This window comes from Pseudomonas sp. G3-19, from assembly GCF_054855875.1.
In genome coordinates, this window is record NZ_JBMPIQ010000003.1 from 4,681,278 (window position 1) to 4,702,491 (window position 21,214).

Here is a 21,214-nt window from a genome sequence, read left to right on the forward strand (position 1 = left end):
CTTCTCTTTCGACCGCAAGCGCGGCGGCGCATCGATGCGCGGGTGGAAAAACTGGGCATTATCCGTTGCGAAGACGGGCTTGCCAACCTTAGCAGGCAGCTTATGGATATGTGGTGACAATTCGGGCCTCTTCGCGAGCAAGCCCGCTCCCACAGGGGATCGGTGTCAGACACATAATCTGTGAACGCCGCAGATCCAATGTGGGAGCGGGCTTGCTCGCGAAGGTGATTTTCAGATCAATACAGATCTACAGGATCGACATCCAGCGACCAGCGCACCGCGCGCCCGCTCGGCATCTGCTCCAGTTCCAGCAACCAGCTGGCGAGCAACCGATGCAGCGGCGCCCGCGCTGTCGCCTGCACCAACAACTGTGCACGATAGCGACCGGCTCGGCGCTCCATCGGCGCCGGCACCGGCCCGAGCAATTCGATGCCGCTCAGATTCTGCTCGACCAGCAAGCGTTCGGCCGCGCTGCATGCCTCATCGAGAAAACCTTCGGCCTGCCCCGGTTTGTGCGCTTCGGCACGCAACAGGGCCAAGTGTGAAAACGGTGGCAGTCCGGCAGCCCGGCGCTCGCTCAACGCCTGCTCGGCGAAAGCGAAGTAACCCTGCTCGGTCAGTTGCACCAATAAAGGATGGTCGGCCAGGTGGGTCTGGATGATCACCTTGCCCGGCTCCTCCGCCCGCCCGGCGCGCCCGGCGACCTGCACGATCAATTGCGCCATGCGCTCGCTGGCACGGAAGTCGCCGGAGAACAGTCCGCCGTCAGCATCCAGAATCGACACCAGCGTAACCCGGGGGAAGTGGTGCCCCTTGGCCAGCATTTGCGTGCCGACCAGAATGCACGGCTGGCCTTTCTGAATCGTCGCGAACAGTTGATTCATCGCGTCCTTGCGCGAAGTGCTGTCGCGGTCGACGCGCAGCACCGGGTAGTCCGGGAACAGAATCGCCAGGCGTTCTTCGGCGCGTTCGGTGCCGGCGCCCACCGGCCGCAGATCGACTTTGTTGCACTTGGGGCATTGGCGCGGCGTGCGCTCGACGTTGCCACAGTGGTGGCAGCGCAGTTCGCCGTAGCGCTGGTGCACGGTCATTCGCGCATCGCAGCGCGAGCACTCGGACATCCAGCCGCAATCGTGGCACAGCAACGTCGGCGCAAAGCCGCGCCGGTTGAGAAACACCAGCACCTGCTGGCCGGCCGCGAGGGTCTGGCCAATGGCTTGTTGCATCGGCCCGGAAATGCCGCTGTCCAGCGGACGGCTTTTCACGTCCAGCCGCAGGAAACGTGGTTGCTTGGCGCCGCCGGCCCGCTCGTTGAGGCGCAGCAGGCCATAACGACCGGTGTAGGCGTTGTGCAGGCTTTCCAGTGAAGGCGTGGCGGACCCGAGGACGATCGGGATGTTTTCCTGTCGCGCGCGCACCAGTGCCAGATCCCGGGCGTGGTAGCGCAGGCCTTCCTGCTGTTTATAGGAGCCGTCGTGCTCTTCGTCGATGATGATCAGCCCCGGGTTCTTCATCGGGGTGAACAGCGCCGAGCGAGTGCCGATAATAATGTCGGCCTCGCCGTCGCGGGCAGCGAGCCAGGCGTCGAGGCGCTCACGGTCGTTGACCGCCGAGTGCAGCAGGGCGATGCGTGCGTTGAAGCGCTGCTCGAAACGCGCCAGAGTCTGCGGGCCGAGGTTGATCTCGGGGATCAGCACCAGTGCCTGCTTGCCGGCTTCGAGGGTTTCGCGGATCAGTTGCAAATAGACTTCGGTCTTGCCGCTGCCCGTGACCCCGGCCAGCAGAAAGGCGTGATAACTGTCGAACCCGGCGCGGATCGCTTCGTAAGCGGCGCGTTGTTCGGTGTTCAGCGGCAACTCTGGCTGGGCCAGCCAGTGTTCATGGCGCACCCCGGGGGCGTGGCGCCGGATCTCCACTTGCACCAGACCCTTGGCCAGCAGCAGGTCGAGGCTGTCCTTGCTCAGCATCAGCTTGCTCAACAACTGATGGGCCACGCCGTGCGGGTGCTGCGCCAGTGTTGCCAGTGCTTCACGCTGGCGCGGGGCGCGGGCGACGCGCGGATCATCGAGGCTGGCGCCGGGGGCAACTGACCAGAAGCGCTCCTGTCGCGCTTCGGCCAGTTCGCCCTGACGCAGCAGCACCGGCAGCGCCCAGCTCAAGGTATCGCCGAGGCTGTGCTGGTAATACTGCGACGTCCACAGACACAGCTTGAACAGTGCGGGCGGCAGCGGCGGCTCTGCATCGAGCAGGGCCAACGCCGGCTTGAGTTTCTCCAGCGGCACGTCGCTGGTATCGGTGATCTCGACCAGAATCCCGATCATCTCCCGCCGCCCGAACGGCACCCGCAGGCGCATGCCCGGCTGCAGCTGGGCGCGCAGAACCCCGGCCGGGGCCCGATAGTCGAACAGGCGGCGCAGGGGCGAAGGCAGGGCGAGGCGCAGAATGGCGTCGGGCACGCGGGGGGATCTCGATCAACACAAAAGGAGGCTTGGCGCAGATCAACTGTGGGAGCGAGCTTGCTCGCGAACGCGGTGTGTCAGGCACGAAGTCATCAACTGGCACAACGCATTCGCGAGCAAGCTCGCTCCCACAGGGGAGTGCGTTCAAGCCCGGGAGCCTAGCAGACGGTCGGTCTCAGGGACAGCTTGCGCGATTGACATTGTCTGGTAGAATCCGCGGCCTAATTACGTGCGGTATTCAACAATAGTGTTGGGTGGCGGCACGCTAGCTGAGGAAGACATCATGAAAGCTGATATCCACCCGAATTACCCAGAAGTTGCAGTAACCTGCAGCTGCGGCAACAAGTTCGAAACCCGTTCGACCTTCGGCAAAGCCCTGGCGATCGACGTTTGCAACGAGTGCCACCCGTTCTACACCGGTAAGCAGAAGACTCTGGACACCGGTGGCCGCGTTCAGAAGTTCGCCGACCGTTTCGGTGCCTTCGGCGCCAAGAAGTAAGATTGGTCATTCTGGAAAACTTCGACGGTTTCTCCAGGCTGATGAAAAAGGCGTCCCTTGTGGGCGCCTTTTTTGTGTCCGCGATTTGGCTGTCCGCTGCCCAGGCATTTTGCCCCACGCCTGCCGGCCTCAGCAGCGTCAGCGTCCAGCGCGTGGTCGATGGCGACACGCTACGCCTGAGCGATGGGCGCAGTGTGCGGATGATCGGTCTCAACACGCCGGAGCTGGGCAAGCAGGGCCGCAGTGACGAACCCTTCGCCGTGGCGGCGCGCAAACGCCTTGAAGTACTGGTGGCGGACAGCGGCGGTCGGGTCGGTCTGCTCCCCGGCAAGCAGGCCAAAGACCATTACGGTCGCACCCTCGCGCATGTCTACAGCACCAACGGCACCAATCTTGAAGCGCAAATGCTCGCCGACGGCCTCGGTTTTCAGGTGGCGGTGGCACCGAATGTCGATCTTGTGGCCTGTCAGCAGGCGGCCGAACGCAGCGCCCGGCAGGCCGGTCGGGGCCTGTGGCGCCAGTCACCTGTACTGAAAGCGGAGCAGATCCGCACTTCGGGTTTCGCCGTGGTCAGTGGGCGTGTGAGCAAGGTTCAACGCAATCGCGGCGGAATCTGGATCGAGTTGCAGGACTCGGTTGTACTGCGCGTTGCACCCAATCTGGTCGGACAATTCGACAACGCCCGGTTGCAGGCGCTGCAGGGCAGACAGATCGAGGCTCGCGGCTGGGTCGTCGACCGTTCGCGGCGTGGCGGGTTGAAACCGGGTCAGCCGCGTTGGCTGCTGCCGTTGACCGATCCGTCGATGCTGCAAAGCGCGCGCTGAAAAAAATTGTAGACATTTTTTCTGTCGATTGTGAACAGTCCAGCCCTTGTGCGCCGTGGCTCTTGGCCCAAAGTCGTAGGACAGGGCGCTTGACAGGGGTGACCGCTCAGTCTTGTGGGGACTTTGCGAGGCGCGTATCCTCGCTGACCAGTCTGTCCAACAGTAAAAAGCGGAATGCCAAAATGTCTGATCTGAAAACTGCCGCTCTCGAATATCATGCCAATCCTCGTCCAGGGAAGCTGAGTGTCGAGCTCACCAAGGCCACTGCTACCGCCCGCGACCTGTCGCTGGCCTACAGCCCCGGCGTAGCTGAACCAGTGCGTGAGATCGCCCGCGATCCTGAACTGGCCTACAAATACACCGGCAAGGGCAACCTGGTTGCAGTCATTTCCGATGGCACCGCGATTCTGGGCCTGGGTAACCTCGGCCCACTGGCCTCCAAGCCAGTGATGGAAGGTAAAGGTGTACTGTTCAAACGCTTCGCCGGCATCGACGTATTCGACATCGAAGTCGACTCCGAAAGCCCGCAAGCCTTCATCGACACCGTAAAACGCATCTCCATCACCTTCGGTGGCATCAACCTGGAAGACATCAAGGCGCCTGAGTGCTTTGAGATCGAACGTGCTCTGATCGAGCAGTGCGACATTCCGGTATTCCACGATGACCAGCACGGCACCGCGATCGTGACCGCTGCGGGCATGATCAACGCCCTGGAAATCGCCGGCAAAACCCTGCCGGAAGCCAAAATCGTCTGCCTCGGCGCCGGCGCTGCGGCCATCTCCTGCATGAAGTTGCTGGTGAGCATGGGCGCAAAAATCGAAAACATCTTCATGGTTGACCGTACCGGCGTGATCCACTCCGGCCGTGATGACCTGAACCAGTACAAAGCCGTGTTCGCTCACGCCACCGACAAGCGCAGCCTGGCTGATGCTCTGAAAGGCGCTGACGTGTTCGTCGGTCTGTCCGGCCCGAACCTGCTGAGCGCTGAAGGTCTGCTGTCGATGGCGGCCAACCCGATCGTCTTCGCCTGCTCGAACCCGGATCCGGAAATCTCCCCGGAACTGGCGCACGCCACTCGCAGCGACGTGATCATGGCCACCGGTCGTTCCGACTACCCGAACCAGGTCAACAACGTTCTGGGCTTCCCGTTCATCTTCCGTGGTGCCCTGGACGTTCGCGCCAAGCGCATCAACGAAGAAATGAAAGTGGCTGCGGCCAACGCTCTGCGCGAACTGGCCAAACTGCCAGTGCCACAGGACGTGTGCGACGCCTACGGCGGTGCGCCGCTGGAATTCGGCCGTGAGTACATCATTCCGAAGCCAATGGACAAGCGCCTGATCACCCTGATCTCCGACGCTGTGGCCAAAGCCGCGATCGAGACCGGTGTGGCGACCCTGCCGTATCCGAAGAACTACCCGCTGAAAAGCGTGGATGACGTGTTCAACGGCTAAGCCGTTGTAGCGCTTCAACGAAAGCCCCGGCTTGTGAGAGTCGGGGCTTTTTTGTGCCTGTGTGATTTGTGGTGTTCTTCGGTGCCTCTTCGCGAGCAAGCCCGCTCCCACAGGTTTTGTGGTGTGCGCAAATGCTGGCTACAACCCGGTCACTGTGGGAGCGGGCTTGCTCGCGAAGAGGCCGGCCCAGACAACATAAAAATCACAGGCATAAAAAAGCCCCGCACTTCTTTCGAAGGCGGGGCTTTTTGGGGCGCATTGATCAGAACAGATCGATCGGTGCCTGCTCATCCGCCGGCAGCGGACTGCCCGGTACGGCGCCGTTGCCCAGCTCATTCACCGAGGGCGGCGTGTCTTCGGACTTGAACAGCTCGAAGTAGGCGCCCGGCGTGCTCGGCGTTGCCGCACGACCGCTGACCGGATCCACCCGCAGGCTGAGGATGCCTTCCGGCTCAGGCTGTACGTGCGGCGGCTTGTCCTTGAGCGCGGCAGACATGTAGTTCATCCAGATCGGCAACGCCACGGTGCCGCCGAACTCGCGGCGACCGAGACTTTCCGGCTGGTCGAAACCGGTCCACACGGTGGTCACGTAATCGGCGTTGTAACCGGAGAACCACGCATCCTTCGATTCGTTGGTGGTACCGGTCTTGCCGGCGATGTCGCTGCGGCCCATGGCCAGTGCGCGGCGACCTGTGCCGAGCTTGATCACGTCCTGCAGCATGCTGTTGAGGATGTATGTGGTGCGGCCATCGACGATCCGCTCGGCCACGGCCGGCGCTTGTGGTGCTGCGGCAACGCCCGGGGCTTCACCCGGAACCGGTGCGGCGTTGACGGTGATCGGCTGAGACTCCGGCGCGGCAAGGCCATCGGTCGCCGAGCCACCCTGTGGCACGGTCGGCGGGTTGGCGACGAACAGCGTGTCACCGTTGCGGCTTTCGATCTTGTCGATGATGTACGGGGTGATCTTGTAACCGCCGTTGGCGAAGGTGCTCCAGCCGGTAGCGATCTCCATCGGCGTCAGGGTCGCGGTGCCCAGCGCCAGCGACAGGTTCGGCGGCAGGTCCTGCTTGTTGAAGCCGAAACGGGTGATGTAGTCGATGGTCTTGCCGACGCCCATCGCCTGCAACAAGCGGATCGACACCAGGTTACGTGACTTGTACAGCGCCTCGCGCAGACGGATCGGGCCGAGGAAGGTGTTGGTGTCGTTCTTCGGCCGCCAGACCTTGTCCAGGTACTCGTCGACGAACACGATCGGCGCATCGTTGACCAGCGTCGCGGCGGTATAACCGCTGTCCAGTGCAGCACTGTAGACGAACGGCTTGAAGCTCGAACCCGGCTGACGCTTGGCCTGCAGGGCGCGGTTGTAGTTGCTCTGCTCGAACGCAAAGCCGCCGACCAGCGAGCGGATCGCGCCGTTCTGCGGATCCAGCGATACCAGCGCGCCTTGCGCCTGCGGGATCTGGCTGAATTTCAGCGAATTGTTCGGCTGACGCTGCACGCGAATCAGATCGCCGACCTGCGCCACATCCGACGGTTGGCGCGGTGCGGCGCCCATGCTGTTGGTGTTGAGGAACGGCCGCGCCCATTTCATGGTGTCCCAGGCGACGTGTTCTTCGCCGGTACGGGTCAGCACCTGCAAGCCATTCTTGTCGACCTGGGTAACGATGGCCGGCTCCAGGCTGCTGATGGTGCGCTGCTTGGTCAGCTCGGTCGCCCAGGCTTCGTGAGTCTTGCCCGGCAGGCGCGACTCGGGTCCGCGGTAGCCATGGCGCTGATCGTAGGTCATCAAGCCTTCGTGCAGCGCGGTGTTGGCCATTTCCTGCAGGTTGCTCGGCACCGTGGTGGTGACGCGGAAACCTTCGGTGTAAGCGTCGCTGCCATAGCGACCGACCATTTCGGCACGGGCCATTTCGGCGATGTACGGTGCGTTCACTTCCGGGGTCGGCACGTGATAGCTGGCGTTCAGCGGCTCGTTGATCGCGGCGGTGTAGTCAGCCTCGGAAATCTTTCCGAGCTTGTACATGCGTCCGAGAATCCAGTCGCGGCGCTCCTTGCTGCGCGCCGGGTTGGCCAGCGGGTTGAAGCGCGACGGGGCTTTCGGCAGGCCGGCGATCATCGCCATCTGCGCCAGGCTGACGTCGCGGATCGACTTGCCGTAATACACCTGCGCCGCCGCCTCGATGCCGTAGGCGCGGTTACCCAGATAAATCTTGTTCACGTACAGCTCGAGGATCTCGTCCTTGGTCAACTGCCGTTCGATCTGCAGGGCCAGAAGAATCTCGGTGGTTTTGCGCGAGAAGCTGCGTTCGCTGGTCAGGAAGAAGTTCTTCGCCACCTGCATGGTGATGGTGCTGCCGCCGGACTGAATGTGCCCGCTTTTGACCAGTTGGGTCGCGGCGCGCATCAGGCTGCTCGGATCGACGCCATAGTGGTTGGCGAAATTGTCGTCTTCAGCACTTAGTAACGCATTAATGAAATTGGGTGGAATGTCGGCGAAACGGATCGGAGTACGGCGCATTTCGCCAAATTCTGCGATCAACTTGTTGTCGCTGCTGTAGACCCGGAGCGGAATCTGCAACTGAATGCTTCTCAGCGCCTCCACAGACGGCAAACCCGGACTAAGGTAAAGAAACGCGCCGCTGAGACCTAAAAGCAGTCCGCAGAAAACGGCGACGATGGACCAACCGAAAAATTTCAGCAGACGAATCAAGGCTTTTGAACATCCAGGGCAAAGAATGAATTGGGCGGCAGGGTTCCGGTAACACACAGAACAGCCTGGGCCGGCAGTAAAAAGCGGAAAAAAACGCTGGGCATTATAAGCACTTTTCTGCTGGGGGCGTCATTTGCGCTTCTGTCAAGACGGGGTGAAGGAACGCAATGCGTATTACAGAGTCCGTAACTCACGGAAAGTCATAGGGAATTGGTAGTGCTGGGACTCTTCAAGAAAAAGACCAATACGTTACTGGGGATCGACATCAGCTCCACTTCGGTGAAGCTGCTGGAGTTGAGCCGTCAGGGCGATCGCTACCGGGTCGAGGCCTACGCGGTAGAGCCGCTGCCGCCCAACGCCGTGGTCGAAAAGAACATCGCCGAGCTCGAAGGCGTGGGCCATGCCTTGTCCCGGGTGCTGGTCAAGGCACGCACCGGGCTCAAGAGCGTGGCGGTGGCGGTGGCCGGTTCTGCGGTGATCACCAAGATCATCGAGATGGACGCCGGGCTGACCGATGACGAGCTGGAAAACCAGCTGAAGATCGAAGCCGACCAATACATTCCCTATCCACTGGACGAAGTCGCCATCGATTTCGAAGTCCAGGGCGTGTCGCCGCGCAACCCGGAGCGGGTCAGCGTGCTGCTGGCCGCCTGTCGCAAGGAAAACGTCGAAGTCCGCGAAGCGGCGCTGGCGCTGGCCGGGCTGACCGCGCGCGTGGTCGATGTCGAGGCCTATGCGCTGGAGCGCTCGTTCGGCCTGCTCGCCACTCAACTGGCAGCCTCGCAGGAACGCCTGACCGTGGCGGTGGTGGACATCGGCGCGACCATGACCACCCTCAGCGTCCTGCACAACGGCCGCATCATCTATACCCGTGAGCAGCTGTTCGGTGGCAGGCAGCTGACTGAGGAGATCCAGCGCCGCTACGGCCTGACCGTCGAGCAGGCCGGGCTGGCGAAAAAGCAGGGCGGTCTGCCGGACGACTATGTCAGCGAGGTATTGCAACCGTTCCGTGATGCTCTGGTGCAGCAGGTCTCGCGCTCGTTGCAGTTCTTCTTTGCCTCCGGGCAGTACAACGCGGTCGATCACATTCTGCTGGCCGGCGGCACCGCCTCGGTGCCGGGGCTGGATCGGCTGATCGAACAGCGTCTGGGCACCCCGACCCAGGTCGCCAACCCGTTTTCCGACATGGCCTTGAGCAGCAAGGTCAACGCCGGGGCCCTGGCCAGTGACGCGCCGGCCCTGATGATTGCCTGCGGGCTCGCGCTCAGGAGTTTCGACTGATGGCGCGGATCAACCTTCTCCCCTGGCGTGAGGAACGTCGCGAAGAGCGGCGCAAACGCTTTCTGCTGATCCTGATCGGGGTGTTCGTCGGTTCGGTGGGCGCAGTGTTCATCGCCGATCAGATCTTCAGTACCGCCATCGAGCGGCAGGCAGCACGCAATGACTACATTGGCAAACAGATCGCCGTGGTCGACGAACGGATCAAGCAGATCAGCGAACTCAAGGCACGGCGCCAGCAACTGGTCGAGCGCATGCGCATCATCCAGGACTTGCAGGGCAACCGGCAGATCAGCGGACGGATCTTCGACCAACTGGCGCGCACGCTGCCGGACGGGGTGTATTTCACCAGCGTGAAATTGCTCGGCAAGACGCTGTCGATCAGTGGCGCGGCGGAGTCGAACAATCGCGTCTCGGAGCTGATGCGCAATCTGGACGCTTCCGACTGGTTCGATGCGCCCAGCTTGAACGAGGTGAAAGCGACGACCGCCGGTCAGGTGGATCAGGCCAACGTCTTTCAGCTGACTGTGCGTCAGACCCAGCCAGCCGTGACGGAGGGCGAAAAATGAAGCCGTCCGAATGGCTGCAAAGTCTGCGCAACATCGACTTCAACGATCTGGACACCAGCAATATCGGCTCCTGGCCGGCCGCGGTGAAAACTATCGCGGGAGCATTGCTGGCGGTGCTGGTGTTGGCGCTTGGCTATAACTTTTTTATCAGCGACATGGAAAACCAGCTGGAAGCCAAGCGTCAGGAAGAGGACACCTTGAAGGAGCAGTTCGCCAGCAAGGCGCACATGGCTGCCAACCTGGAGCTCTACACCCAGCAGATGAAGGAGATGGAGACCTCCTTCGGCGTGCTCTTGCGGCAGTTGCCCAGCGACACCGAGGTCCCGGGATTGCTCGAGGACATTACCCGTACCGGGCTGGGCAGCGGTCTTGAATTCGAAGAGATCAAGCTGCTGCCGGAGGTGACCCAGCCGTTCTACATCGAGCTGCCGATCCAGATCACTGTCACCGGGGCTTACCACGACCTCGCGACCTTCGTCAGTGGCGTCGCCGGGTTGCCACGGATCGTCACCTTGCACGATTTCGAACTGGCACCGGCCAATCCCGACGGCGGGACGAAGCTGCGCATGAGCATTCTCGCCAAGACCTACCGCTATAACGACAAGGGGTTGGACAAATGACCCCGATCCGTTATTTCGCTTTGTCAGTGCTGGTGCTCGGCCTCAGTGGTTGCGGCAGCAGTGACGAATTCAGCGACCTCGACGCCTACATGAACGAAGTGCGTCTGCGCCCGGCCGGCAAGATCGAGCCGACGCCGACCTTTCATTCCTATCCTACCTTTACCTACAGCGCGGCCAACCTGCGTAGCCCGTTCTCGCGCCAGGTGCGCGTCGATCTGGCCGGGCAGCAGCGTGGCTCGCGCAACGTCAAACCCGACCCCAACCGGGTCAAGCAATACCTCGAAGGTTTCAACATCGAGCAGTTTGAAATGGTTGGCACGATCTCCAATGCCAGCGGCTCCTTTGCCTTGCTGCGCGGGGCGGGTGCAGTGCATCGGTTGAAAGTCGGCGACTACCTGGGGCGCAACGACGGGCGCATTGTCGCCATCAGCGCCACTCAGGTCGATGTGGTCGAGATCGTGCCCGACGGCGAAGGCGCCTGGCTGGAACGTCCGCGCACCATTCCTTTGAAAGAGCACTCATAGTGGAAGTCGAACAATGAACAGGATTTTCTCCACCCTCGGTTTTTCGCTATGGATAGCGCTGCTTTCACCGATGGTTCAGGCGGCCAGCCTCAAGACGCTGGATGTCGCGGCGTTACCGGGTGATCGCATCGAGTTGAAGCTGTCGTTCGACAGCCCGCCACCGCAACCCAAGGGCTACACCACCGAATCGCCGGCGCGAATCGCCCTGGATCTGCCGGGTGTCGCCAGCCAACTGACGAGCAAGACCCGCGATCTGGGCAGCGGTAACGCGCGAACCGCCACAGTGGTGGAAGCCAACGACCGCACGCGCCTGATCATCAGCCTGACGCAACTGACGTCCTACACCTCGCGGGTCGAGGGCAACAATCTGTTCGTGGTGGTCGGGCAGGGCGCCAAGCCTGCTGCGCCACGGCCAGCCGCTGTTGCGCCGCGACCGGTCGCGGCTCCAGCGCCGGCGAAGGCTTATACCCCCGTCGCCAAAACCATTCGTGGCGTCGACTTCCAGCGCGGCACGGCGGGTGAGGGCAACGTCGTCATCGACCTGTCGGATCCGACCATCGCCCCGGACATCCAGGAGCATGACGGAAAGATCATCCTCAGCTTCGCCCGCACGCAGTTGCCCGACAGGCTGCGGGTGCGCCTCGACGTCAAGGACTTCGCCACGCCGGTGCAGTTCGTCAACGCTGCCGCCACCGGTGATCGTGCGGTCATCACCGTCGAACCCAGCGGCACGTTCGACTATTCCACCTACCAGACCGACAACAAACTGACCGTCAGCATTCGCCCGATGACGGTCGATGATCTGCAAAAACGTAACGCCGATCGCAACAGCTACAGCGGCGAAAAGCTTTCGCTGAATTTCCAGGACATCGACGTGCGCTCGGTGCTGCAACTGATCGCCGATTTCACCAACCTCAATCTGGTGGCCAGCGATACCGTGCAGGGCGGGATCACCTTGCGTCTGCAAAACGTGCCGTGGGATCAGGCGCTGGACCTGGTGCTGAAAACCAAGGGGCTGGATAAACGCAAGATCGGCAACGTGTTGCTGGTGGCGCCGGCCGACGAAATCGCCGCCCGCGAACGCCAGGAACTGGAGTCACAGAAACAGATCGCCGAACTGGCGCCGCTGCGCCGCGAGCTGCTGCAAGTGAATTACGCCAAGGCCGCGGACATCGCCAAGCTGTTCCAGTCGGTGACCAGCGCCGAGGCGAAAATCGACGAGCGTGGCTCGATCACTGTCGATGAGCGCACCAACAACATCATTGCCTACCAGACCCAGGATCGCCTCGACGAACTGCGGCGGATCGTGGCGCAACTGGATATTCCGGTGCGTCAGGTGATGATCGAGGCGCGGATTGTCGAAGCCAACGTCGATTACGACAAGAGTCTGGGCGTTCGCTGGGGCGGTTCGATCCAGAACAAGGGCAACTGGAACACCTCGGGGGTCAGCAATGGCTCGTCGACCACCATCGGCACACCGGGCAGTACCAGTACCAACTCGCCGTTCGTCGACATGGGCACGGTGGGTAATACCTCGGGGATCGGCATCGCCTTCATTACCGACAATGTGCTGCTCGATCTTGAGCTGACCGCCATGGAGAAGACCGGCAACGGTGAGATCGTCTCGCAGCCCAAAGTGGTCACCTCCGACAAAGAGACGGCGAAGATCCTCAAGGGCACCGAGATTCCGTATCAGGAGGCGAGCTCCAGCGGTGCGACGTCGGTGTCGTTCAAGGAGGCTTCGCTGTCGCTGGAAGTGACGCCGCAGATCACCCCCGACAACCGCATCATCATGGAGGTCAAGGTCACCAAGGACGAACCGGACTACCTGAACAAAGTGCAGGATGTACCGCCGATCAAGAAGAACGAGGTCAACGCCAAGGTGCTGGTGAACGACGGCGAGACCATCGTGATTGGGGGCGTTTTCTCAAATACTCAAAGCAAGGTCGTAGATAAGGTGCCATTTCTTGGCGATGTGCCGTATCTTGGCCGCCTTTTCCGGCGTGATGTGGTTTCGGAGAAAAAATCCGAGCTGCTGGTATTTCTCACTCCGCGTATCATGAATAACCAGGCGATTGCTGTGAGTCGTTGATTCTGTGCGAAATTTGATTCTTGTAGGACCGATGGGCGCTGGAAAAAGCACCATCGGCCGGTTGCTGGCCAAAGAGCTGCGCCTGCCGTTCAAAGATTCCGACAAGGAAATTGAACTGCGCACGGGCGCCAATATCCCGTGGATCTTCGACAAGGAAGGCGAGCCCGGCTTTCGTGACCGTGAGCAGGCGATGATCGCCGAGCTGTGCGCGTTCGACGGCGTGGTACTGGCGACCGGCGGCGGTGCGGTAATGCGCGATGCCAACCGCAAGGCCCTGCACGCGGGCGGGCGGGTGGTGTATCTGCATGCCTCCGTCGAGCAGCAGGTCGGGCGTACGTCGCGCGATCGCAATCGTCCTTTGCTGCGCACCGCCGATCCGGCGAAAACCCTGCGAGACCTGCTCGAGATCCGCGATCCGCTCTATCGAGAGATCGCCGATCTGGTGGTTGAAACCGACGAACGGCCACCGCGCATGGTGGTGCTCGACATTCTCGACCGTCTGGCGCAGCTGCCACCCCGTTAAAGCGCCGCCGGAAATGCGCTATCCTCGGCGTCCTGTCACAGCCGCCGAGGTTGTGGCGGATGGCGTGCGAGCGGCGTCAGATTCGCTATAGGCCGCAGACAACCAATAATTCAGGGCAGGACGCCTGCTTCCATCTTCACTGTGGGGACACATGCAGACACTCAAGGTCGATCTAGGCGAGCGCAGCTACCCGATTCATATTGGCGAAGGTTTGTTGGATCAGCCCGAGTTGCTGGCGCCGCATATCCATGGGCGGCAAGTGGCAATCATCTCCAACGAGACCGTTGCGCCGCTCTATCTCGAACGTCTGACCCGCAGTCTTGCGCAGTTCTCGGTGATCTCGGTGGTGCTGCCGGACGGCGAAGCCTTCAAGAACTGGGAAACCCTGCAACTGATCTTCGACGGCCTGCTGACTGCCCGTCACGACCGCCGCACCACAATCATCGCCCTCGGTGGTGGTGTCATCGGTGACATGGCCGGTTTTGCCGCCGCCTGCTACCAGCGCGGTGTCGATTTCATCCAGATTCCTACCACGCTGCTGTCCCAGGTCGATTCGTCGGTGGGCGGCAAGACCGGTATCAACCATCCGCTGGGCAAGAACATGGTCGGCGCGTTCTATCAGCCGAACGTGGTGCTGATCGATACCGCGTCCCTGAAAACCCTGCCAGAGCGTGAGCTGTCCGCCGGTCTGGCCGAAGTCATCAAGTACGGTCTGATCTGCGACGAGCCGTTCCTGACCTGGCTCGAAGACAACGTCGACGCCTTGCGCGCGCTGGACCAGAAGGCCCTGACCTATGCCATCGAGCGCTCCTGCGCGGCCAAGGCTGCAGTGGTCGGTGCCGATGAGAAGGAAACCGGCGTGCGCGCCACGCTCAATCTCGGCCACACCTTCGGCCACGCCATCGAGACCCACATGGGCTATGGTGTCTGGTTGCATGGTGAGGCGGTGGCCGCTGGCACCGTGATGGCGCTGGAAATGTCCGCGCGTCTGGGCTGGATCAGCGAGCAGGAACGTGATCGCGGCATTCGTCTGTTCCAGCGTGCCGGTCTGCCGGTGATTCCGCCGGAAGAAATGACCGAAGCCGATTTTCTCGAACATATGGCAATTGATAAAAAAGTGATCGACGGTCGTCTGCGCCTGGTGCTGCTGCGCCGGATGGGCGAAGCGGTGGTGACCGCCGATTATCCGAAAGAGGTTCTACAGGCCACGCTGGAAGCGGATTACCGCGCTCTGGCTCAGCTTAAAGGTTAATAAGATTCCGATGACTAGTTTGCATGCCGACGAGGCGTTCCTCGGCCATTTCCAGTTAAGTCACGACCCTTTCGCGCCGCGGGTGCCGGGCTTCAAATTCTTCCCGGCCCAGCGCAAACCGGTGCTGGGGCAATTGCACCACCTGGCGCGTTACAGCCAGTTGCTGCTGGTGGTCACCGGCCCGCAGGGCAGCGGCAAGACCTTGCTGCGTCAGGCGCTGGTGGCCAGCACCAACAAGCAATCGGTGCAAAGCGTTGTCGTGTCGGCCCGTGGAGCTGGCGATGCCGCCGGCGTGCTGCGTCAGGTGGCTCAGGCACTGAACGTGGCTCAGGCCGAAGTTGGCGCGATTCTGGATCAGGTGGTGCAGCTCGCGCTTACCGGCCAGGAGGTCTATCTGCTGGTGGATGACGCCGAGCAGCTCGACGAATCCGCGCTCGAAGCGCTGATGGCGCTAGGGGCCGGTGCACCGGAAGGTCGCCCGCATGTGTTCCTGTTCGGTGAGTCGTCGCTGATCGCGCAACTGGAGGCCTTGCACCTCGAGGAAGAGCGCTTCCACGTCATCGAACTGCAGCCGTATACCGAAGAAGAGACCCGCGAATATCTCGACCAACGGCTGGAAGGTGCGGGCCGGGGTGTCGAACTTTTCACCGCGGATCAGATCTCTGAGATTCACGAAAGCGCCGAGGGTTGGCCTGGCAACATCAACCAGGTCGCTCGCGATGCACTGATCGAAGTCATGATTGCCAGCCGCTCTGCGGTCAAGCGTCCAAGTATGGGGTTCAACATGCCGAAGAAACACGTATTGGCGATATCCGCCGTCGTTGTGGTCGCGGTCGCCGCCGCCTGGCTGATGCCGGGTCGCAACAAGGCGCCAACCACCGGCGCACCCGCCAACGAACAGGCACAACTGCCATTGGGTCAGGGCGCCAAGGGTGGCGCACCGAATGTCGAGTTCGCCGGCAATACCCAGCCGATGCCGTTGCCGCTGGTCGGCAACTCGCAACCGGTGATGCGCGGCCCGTTGGCTGAGGCTGCTGGCGGTATCACCGAAGGTGACGACGGCGTGCCTGTCGAAGGCTCCAGCGCAACGCCGCCGACCGTCACGACTTCCGCACCACCGGCAGGTGTTCCGGCCGGCCCGGCTCCGACGCCAGTACCTGTTCCGGCGGCCAAGCCGACCCCGGCACCGACTCAGGTCGCCACCGCCAAGCCTGCTCCGGCAGCGCCAGCGGCCAAACCGGCTCCGGCTCCGGCCAAGCCTGTTGCGGCTGCCAAACCGGCCGAGAAGCCGGTTACCGTGGCCAAGGCTGCCGGTGGTAGCTGGTACGCCGTTCAACCGACCAGCAACTACGTGGTGCAGATCCTCGGCACCAGCTCCGAAGCGACCGCGCAAAACTTCGTCAAGGAGCAGGGCGGCGAGTACCGTTATTTCAAGAAAGTCCTCAACGGCAAGCCTCTCTACGTGATCACCTACGGCAACTTCGCCAATCGTGATGCAGCCGTTTCTGCCATCAAGGCCTTGCCAGCGAAGGTTCAGGCTGGTAAACCTTGGCCTCGCACTGTCGCCAGCGTCCAACAGGAACTGGCAACAACTCGCTGAAGATTCGGCGGCCTTACCCAGGCCGCCTCTCCAAGCACCTCAAAATTTCTACGAGTGCGCGCCGTCTCTACAGACCGCGTGCCTTGTGGTGTCTGCGTCACAGTAGTCTTTGAGTCGTTGCGGTCAAAATTAAAAAAGTTTTGACTAGCACAGCAGATCGCTTTAAACCTTTCACAAATGCGACATGAATTTGCGACATTTCGTCGTCAAATTTGTGAGCCTCTGTGTCGCTGTGTACAATGACCACCCTTTTGCCCCCGCAAAGCCGGCGTACGTTCGGCGCGGCAAGCAAGTGGTTGAATTGAAAAGAAATTTGCCTCGAAAAGAGGCAGCCTGGTGAGAAAGTGTCTATGAAAGCAGGTCTGTACCAACCAGATGAATTCAAGGATAACTGCGGTTTCGGCCTGATAGCCCATATGCAGGGCGAGCCCAGTCATACCCTTTTGCAAACGGCCATCGAGGCCCTGACCTGCATGACCCACCGCGGTGGGATTAATGCCGACGGCAAGACCGGTGACGGTTGCGGTCTGCTGATTCAAAAGCCTGACGCGTTCCTGCGGGCGATTGCCCAGGAAAACTTCAGCGTCGAGCTGCCCAAGCAATATGCCGTGGGCATGGTCTTCTTCAACCAGGATCCGGCCAAGGCCGAAGCCGCTCGCGAGAACATGAACCGCGAGATCCTCGCTGAAGGCCTGCAACTGATCGGCTGGCGCAAAGTGCCGATCGACACCAGCGTCCTCGGTCGACTGGCCCTCGAGCGCCTGCCGCAGATCGAGCAGGTGTACATCGGCGGTGAAGGCCTGAGCGATCAGGACATGGCGGTCAAGCTGTTCAGCGCCCGTCGTCGCTCGTCGGTGGCCAACGCCGCCGACACCGACCACTACATCTGCAGCTTTTCGCACAAGACCATCATCTATAAAGGCCTGATGATGCCGGCCGACCTGGCCGCGTTCTATCCGGACCTGGGTGACCAGCGCCTGCAAACCGCGATCTGCGTGTTCCACCAGCGCTTCTCCACCAACACCTTGCCGAAATGGCCGCTGGCCCAGCCATTCCGCTTCCTCGCCCACAACGGCGAGATCAACACCATCACTGGTAACCGTAACTGGGCACAGGCCCGTCAGACCAAGTTCACCAACGATCTGATGGATCTGGAAGAGCTCGGCCCGCTGGTCAACCGTGTCGGTTCCGACTCCTCGAGCATGGACAACATGCTCGAACTGATGGTCACCGGTGGCATCGACCTGTTCCGTGGCGTGCGGATGATCATTCCGCCAGCGTGGCAGAACGTTGAAACCATGGACCCGGATCTGCGTGCGTTCTACGAGTACAACTCGATGCACATGGAACCGTGGGACGGCCCGGCCGGCGTGGTGATGACCGATGGTCGTTACGCGGTGTGCCTGCTCGACCGTAACGGTCTGCGCCCGGCGCGCTGGGTCACCACCACCAACGGTTTCATCACCGTTGCGTCGGAAATCGGCGTCTGGAACTACCAGCCGCAAGACGTGATCGCCAAGGGCCGTGTCGGCCCGGGCCAGATCCTCGCCGTGGACACCGAGACCGGGCAGATCCTCGACACCGACGCGATCGACAACCGTCTGAAGTCCCGTCATCCGTACAAGCAATGGCTGCGCAAGAACGCCCTGCGCATCCAGGCGACCATGGAAGACAACGACCACGGTTCGGCGTTCTACGACGTCGATCAGCTCAAGCAGTACATGAAGATGTATCAGGTCACGTTCGAAGAGCGCGACCAAGTGCTGCGTCCGCTTGGCGAACAGGGCTACGAAGCCGTGGGTTCGATGGGCGACGACACGCCGATGGCCGTGCTGTCGCAGCGCGTGCGCACGCCGTACGACTATTTCCGCCAGCAGTTCGCGCAGGTCACCAACCCGCCGATCGACCCGCTGCGTGAAGCGATCGTGATGTCGCTGGAAATCTGCCTCGGGGCCGAGCGCAACATCTTCCAGGAATCGCCGGAGCACGCCTCGCGCGTGATCCTCAGCTCGCCAGTGATCTCGCCGGCCAAGTGGCGCTCGCTGATGAACCTCGACCGCCCGGGTTTCGAGCGGCAGATCATCGACCTCAACTACGACGAAAGCGTCGGCCTCGAAGCGGCGATCCGCAACGTCGCCGATCAGGCTGAAGAAGCCGTGCGCGCCGGGCGTACCCAGATCGTCCTGAGCGACCGCCATATCGCCCCGGGCAAGCTGCCGATCCACGCTTCGCTGGCCACCGGCGCGGTGCACCACCGCCTGACCGAAAAAGGCCTGCGCTGCGATTCCAACATCCTCGTGGAAACCGCGACCGCGCGCGATCCGCATCACTTTGCGGTGCTGATCGGTTTCGGCGCCTCGGCGGTCTATCCGTTCCTGGCCTACGAAGTGCTGGGCGACCTGATCCGTACCGGTGAAGTGCTGGGCGACCTCTATGAGGTGTTCAAGAACTACCGCAAGGGCATCACCAAAGGTCTGCTGAAGATCCTGTCGAAGATGGGCATCTCGACCATCGCCTCGTACCGTGGTGCGCAACTGTTCGAAGCCATCGGCCTGTCCGAAGAAGTTTGCGAACTGAGCTTCCGTGGCGTGCCGAGCCGCATCAAGGGTGCGCGTTTCGTCGACATCGAAGCCGAGCAGAAAGCCCTCGCTACCGAAGCCTGGAGTCCGCGCAAGCCGATCCAGCAGGGCGGTCTGCTGAAGTTCGTCCACGGCGGCGAATATCACGCTTACAACCCGGACGTGGTCAACACCCTGCAAGCCGCCGTGCAGCAGGGCGACTATGCCAAGTTCAAGGAATACACCTCGCTGGTGGATAACCGCCCGGTGTCGATGATCCGCGACCTGTTCAAGGTCAAGACCCTCGACAAGCCGCTGGACATCAGCGAAGTCGAACCGCTGGAATCGGTGCTCAAGCGCTTCGACTCCGCCGGTATCTCGCTGGGCGCACTGTCGCCGGAAGCCCACGAAGCCTTGGCCGAAGCCATGAACCGCCTCGGTGCGCGTTCCAACTCCGGCGAAGGCGGCGAAGACCCGGCGCGCTACGGCACCATCAAGAGCTCGAAAATCAAGCAGGTCGCGACCGGCCGTTTCGGTGTCACCCCGGAATACCTGGTCAACGCCGAAGTGCTGCAGATCAAGGTCGCTCAGGGCGCCAAACCGGGCGAGGGCGGGCAACTGCCGGGCGGCAAGGTCAACGGGCTGATCGCCAAGCTGCGTTACGCAGTGCCGGGCGTGACCCTGATTTCGCCACCGCCGCACCACGACATCTACTCGATCGAAGACTTGTCGCAACTGATCTTCGACCTGAAACAGGTCAACCCGAAGGCACTGGTTTCGGTGAAACTGGTAGCGGAAGCGGGCGTCGGCACCATCGCCGCCGGTGTGGCCAAGGCCTATGCGGACTTGATCACCATCTCCGGCTACGACGGTGGCACCGGTGCTTCGCCGCTGACCTCGATCAAATACGCGGGCGCTCCGTGGGAACTCGGCCTCGCTGAAACCCACCAGACCCTGCGCGGCAACGACCTGCGCGGCAAAGTCCGGGTGCAGACCGACGGTGGCCTGAAAACCGGCCTCGACGTGATCAAGGCAGCGATCCTCGGTGCCGAAAGCTTCGGCTTCGGTACAGCGCCAATGATTGCCCTGGGTTGCAAATACCTGCGCATCTGCCACCTGAACAACTGCGCCACCGGCGTTGCGACGCAGAACGAGAAGCTGCGCAAGGATCACTACATCGGTACCGTCGACATGGTGGTGAACTTCTTCACCTACGTCGCCGAAGAAACCCGTGAGTGGCTGGCCAAGCTCGGCGTGCGTTCCCTCGAAGAGCTGATCGGCCGTACCGATCTGCTGGAAATCCTCGAAGGCCAGACCGCCAAGCAACACCATCTGGATCTGACCCCGCTGCTGGGCAGCGATCACATCCCGGCGGACAAACCGCAATTCTGCGGCGTTGAGCGCAACCCGCCGTTCGACCAGGGCCTGCTGGCCGAGAAAATGGTCGACATGGCGACCTCGGCGATCAACGACCTCAGCGGTGCCGAGTTCGAACTGGACATCTGCAACTGCGACCGTTCGATCGGCGCGCGGATCTCCGGCGAAATCGCGCGCAAGCACGGCAATCAGGGCATGTCCAACGCGCCGATCACCTTCCGCTTCAAAGGCACGGCCGGTCAGAGCTTCGGCGTGTGGAACGCTGGTGGTCTGCACATGTACCTGGAAGGCGACGCCAACGACTACGTCGGCAAAGGCATGACCGGCGGCAAGCTGGTCATCGTGCCGCCGAAGGGCAGCGTCTATCAGACTCAGAACAGCGCCATCATCGGCAACACCTGCCTGTACGGCGCCACCGGCGGCAAGTTGTTCGCCGCCGGCACCGCAGGCGAGCGTTTTGCCGTGCGTAACTCCGGTGCCCACACGGTCGTGGAAGGCACTGGCGATCACTGCTGCGAGTACATGACCGGTGGTTTCGTCTGCGTCCTGGGCAAGACCGGTTACAACTTCGGCTCTGGCATGACCGGCGGTTTCGCCTACGTGCTCGATCAGGACAACACCTTCGTTGACCGGGTCAACCACGAACTGGTGGAAATCCAGCGGATCAGCGGCGAGGCGATGGAAGCCTACCGCAGCCACCTGCAGAACGTGCTGAACGAGTACGTCAAGGAAACCGAGAGCGAGTGGGGTCGTGAACTCGCCGAGAACCTTGATGACTACCTGCGTCGTTTCTGGCTGGTCAAGCCTAAGGCTGCCAACCTGAAGTCGTTGCTTTCCAGCACTCGTGCCAACCCGCAGTGATATGCGCCTGAAGAGTT

The 21,214-nt window shown here is 61.8% G+C and carries 14 protein-coding genes; 12 read left to right on the plus strand and 2 right to left on the minus strand.

From position 1 onward, the window contains the following. Nucleotides 1-236 precede the first annotated feature (236 nt). Nucleotides 237-2,456, minus strand: a complete 2,220-nt coding sequence (locus ACOYXI_RS21455; RefSeq protein WP_139053558.1) for a primosomal protein N' — start codon at nt 2,454-2,456, stop codon at nt 237-239. A 286-nt stretch (nt 2,457-2,742) separates the two neighbouring features. Between ACOYXI_RS21455 and rpmE the strand changes: the two genes are divergently transcribed. The 3 genes from rpmE (at nt 2,743) to ACOYXI_RS21470 (ending at nt 5,233) form a co-directional block, all read left to right on the plus strand. Then, complete coding sequence (gene rpmE, locus ACOYXI_RS21460) at nt 2,743-2,958, plus strand: 50S ribosomal protein L31 (RefSeq protein WP_007968345.1); 216 nt, start codon at nt 2,743-2,745, stop codon at nt 2,956-2,958. A gap of 41 nt (nt 2,959-2,999) precedes the next feature. Further along, nucleotides 3,000-3,782, plus strand: coding sequence for a thermonuclease family protein (locus tag ACOYXI_RS21465; protein ID WP_134787545.1), 783 nt, complete (start codon nt 3,000-3,002; stop codon nt 3,780-3,782). A 182-nt stretch (nt 3,783-3,964) separates the two neighbouring features. After that, on the plus strand, nt 3,965-5,233 hold the full coding sequence (locus ACOYXI_RS21470; RefSeq protein WP_003220889.1) for a malic enzyme-like NAD(P)-binding protein: 1,269 nt from the start codon (nt 3,965-3,967) through the stop codon (nt 5,231-5,233). A gap of 262 nt (nt 5,234-5,495) precedes the next feature. Here ACOYXI_RS21470 and ACOYXI_RS21475 read toward each other — a convergent pair whose 3' ends face one another. Next, a complete protein-coding gene (locus tag ACOYXI_RS21475) occupies nt 5,496-7,940 on the minus strand; it encodes a penicillin-binding protein 1A (protein ID WP_410477705.1) in 2,445 nt (814 codons plus the stop codon). 219 nt (nt 7,941-8,159) lie between these two features. On the opposite strand from ACOYXI_RS21475, the gene ACOYXI_RS21480 reads away from it, so the two are divergent. The 9 genes from ACOYXI_RS21480 to gltB all read left to right on the plus strand — a co-directional run bounded on the left by ACOYXI_RS21480 (nt 8,160) and on the right by gltB (nt 21,197). Next, nucleotides 8,160-9,224: a pilus assembly protein PilM gene (locus tag ACOYXI_RS21480; protein ID WP_096794691.1), complete on the plus strand. Its 1,065-nt coding sequence runs from the start codon at nt 8,160-8,162 to the stop codon at nt 9,222-9,224. Further along, entirely contained in the window at nt 9,224-9,790 is a 567-nt protein-coding gene (locus tag ACOYXI_RS21485; RefSeq protein WP_134785244.1) for a PilN domain-containing protein, read from the plus strand. The genes ACOYXI_RS21480 and ACOYXI_RS21485 overlap by 1 nt, the downstream gene beginning before the upstream one ends. Next, a complete protein-coding gene (gene pilO, locus ACOYXI_RS21490) occupies nt 9,787-10,410 on the plus strand; it encodes a type 4a pilus biogenesis protein PilO (RefSeq protein ID WP_098966813.1) in 624 nt (207 codons plus the stop codon). Before ACOYXI_RS21485 ends, pilO begins: the two co-directional genes overlap by 4 nt. Continuing rightward, complete coding sequence (locus ACOYXI_RS21495; protein ID WP_098966815.1) at nt 10,407-10,934, plus strand: pilus assembly protein PilP; 528 nt, start codon at nt 10,407-10,409, stop codon at nt 10,932-10,934. Before pilO ends, ACOYXI_RS21495 begins: the two co-directional genes overlap by 4 nt. Before the next feature lie 13 nt (nt 10,935-10,947). Then, nucleotides 10,948-13,026, plus strand: a complete 2,079-nt coding sequence (gene pilQ / locus ACOYXI_RS21500) for a type IV pilus secretin PilQ (RefSeq protein WP_139053557.1) — start codon at nt 10,948-10,950, stop codon at nt 13,024-13,026. Between the two features lie 4 nt (nt 13,027-13,030). Then, on the plus strand, nt 13,031-13,549 hold the full coding sequence (gene aroK, locus ACOYXI_RS21505; protein ID WP_027611316.1) for a shikimate kinase AroK: 519 nt from the start codon (nt 13,031-13,033) through the stop codon (nt 13,547-13,549). 151 nt (nt 13,550-13,700) lie between these two features. Next, on the plus strand, nt 13,701-14,801 hold the full coding sequence (gene aroB, locus ACOYXI_RS21510) for a 3-dehydroquinate synthase (protein ID WP_461675264.1): 1,101 nt from the start codon (nt 13,701-13,703) through the stop codon (nt 14,799-14,801). A 10-nt stretch (nt 14,802-14,811) separates the two neighbouring features. Beyond that, entirely contained in the window at nt 14,812-16,401 is a 1,590-nt protein-coding gene (locus tag ACOYXI_RS21515) for an AAA family ATPase (RefSeq protein ID WP_461675265.1), read from the plus strand. Between the two features lie 350 nt (nt 16,402-16,751). Then, entirely contained in the window at nt 16,752-21,197 is a 4,446-nt protein-coding gene (gene gltB / locus ACOYXI_RS21520) for a glutamate synthase large subunit (RefSeq protein ID WP_461675266.1), read from the plus strand. Nucleotides 21,198-21,214: the final 17 nt, after the last annotated feature.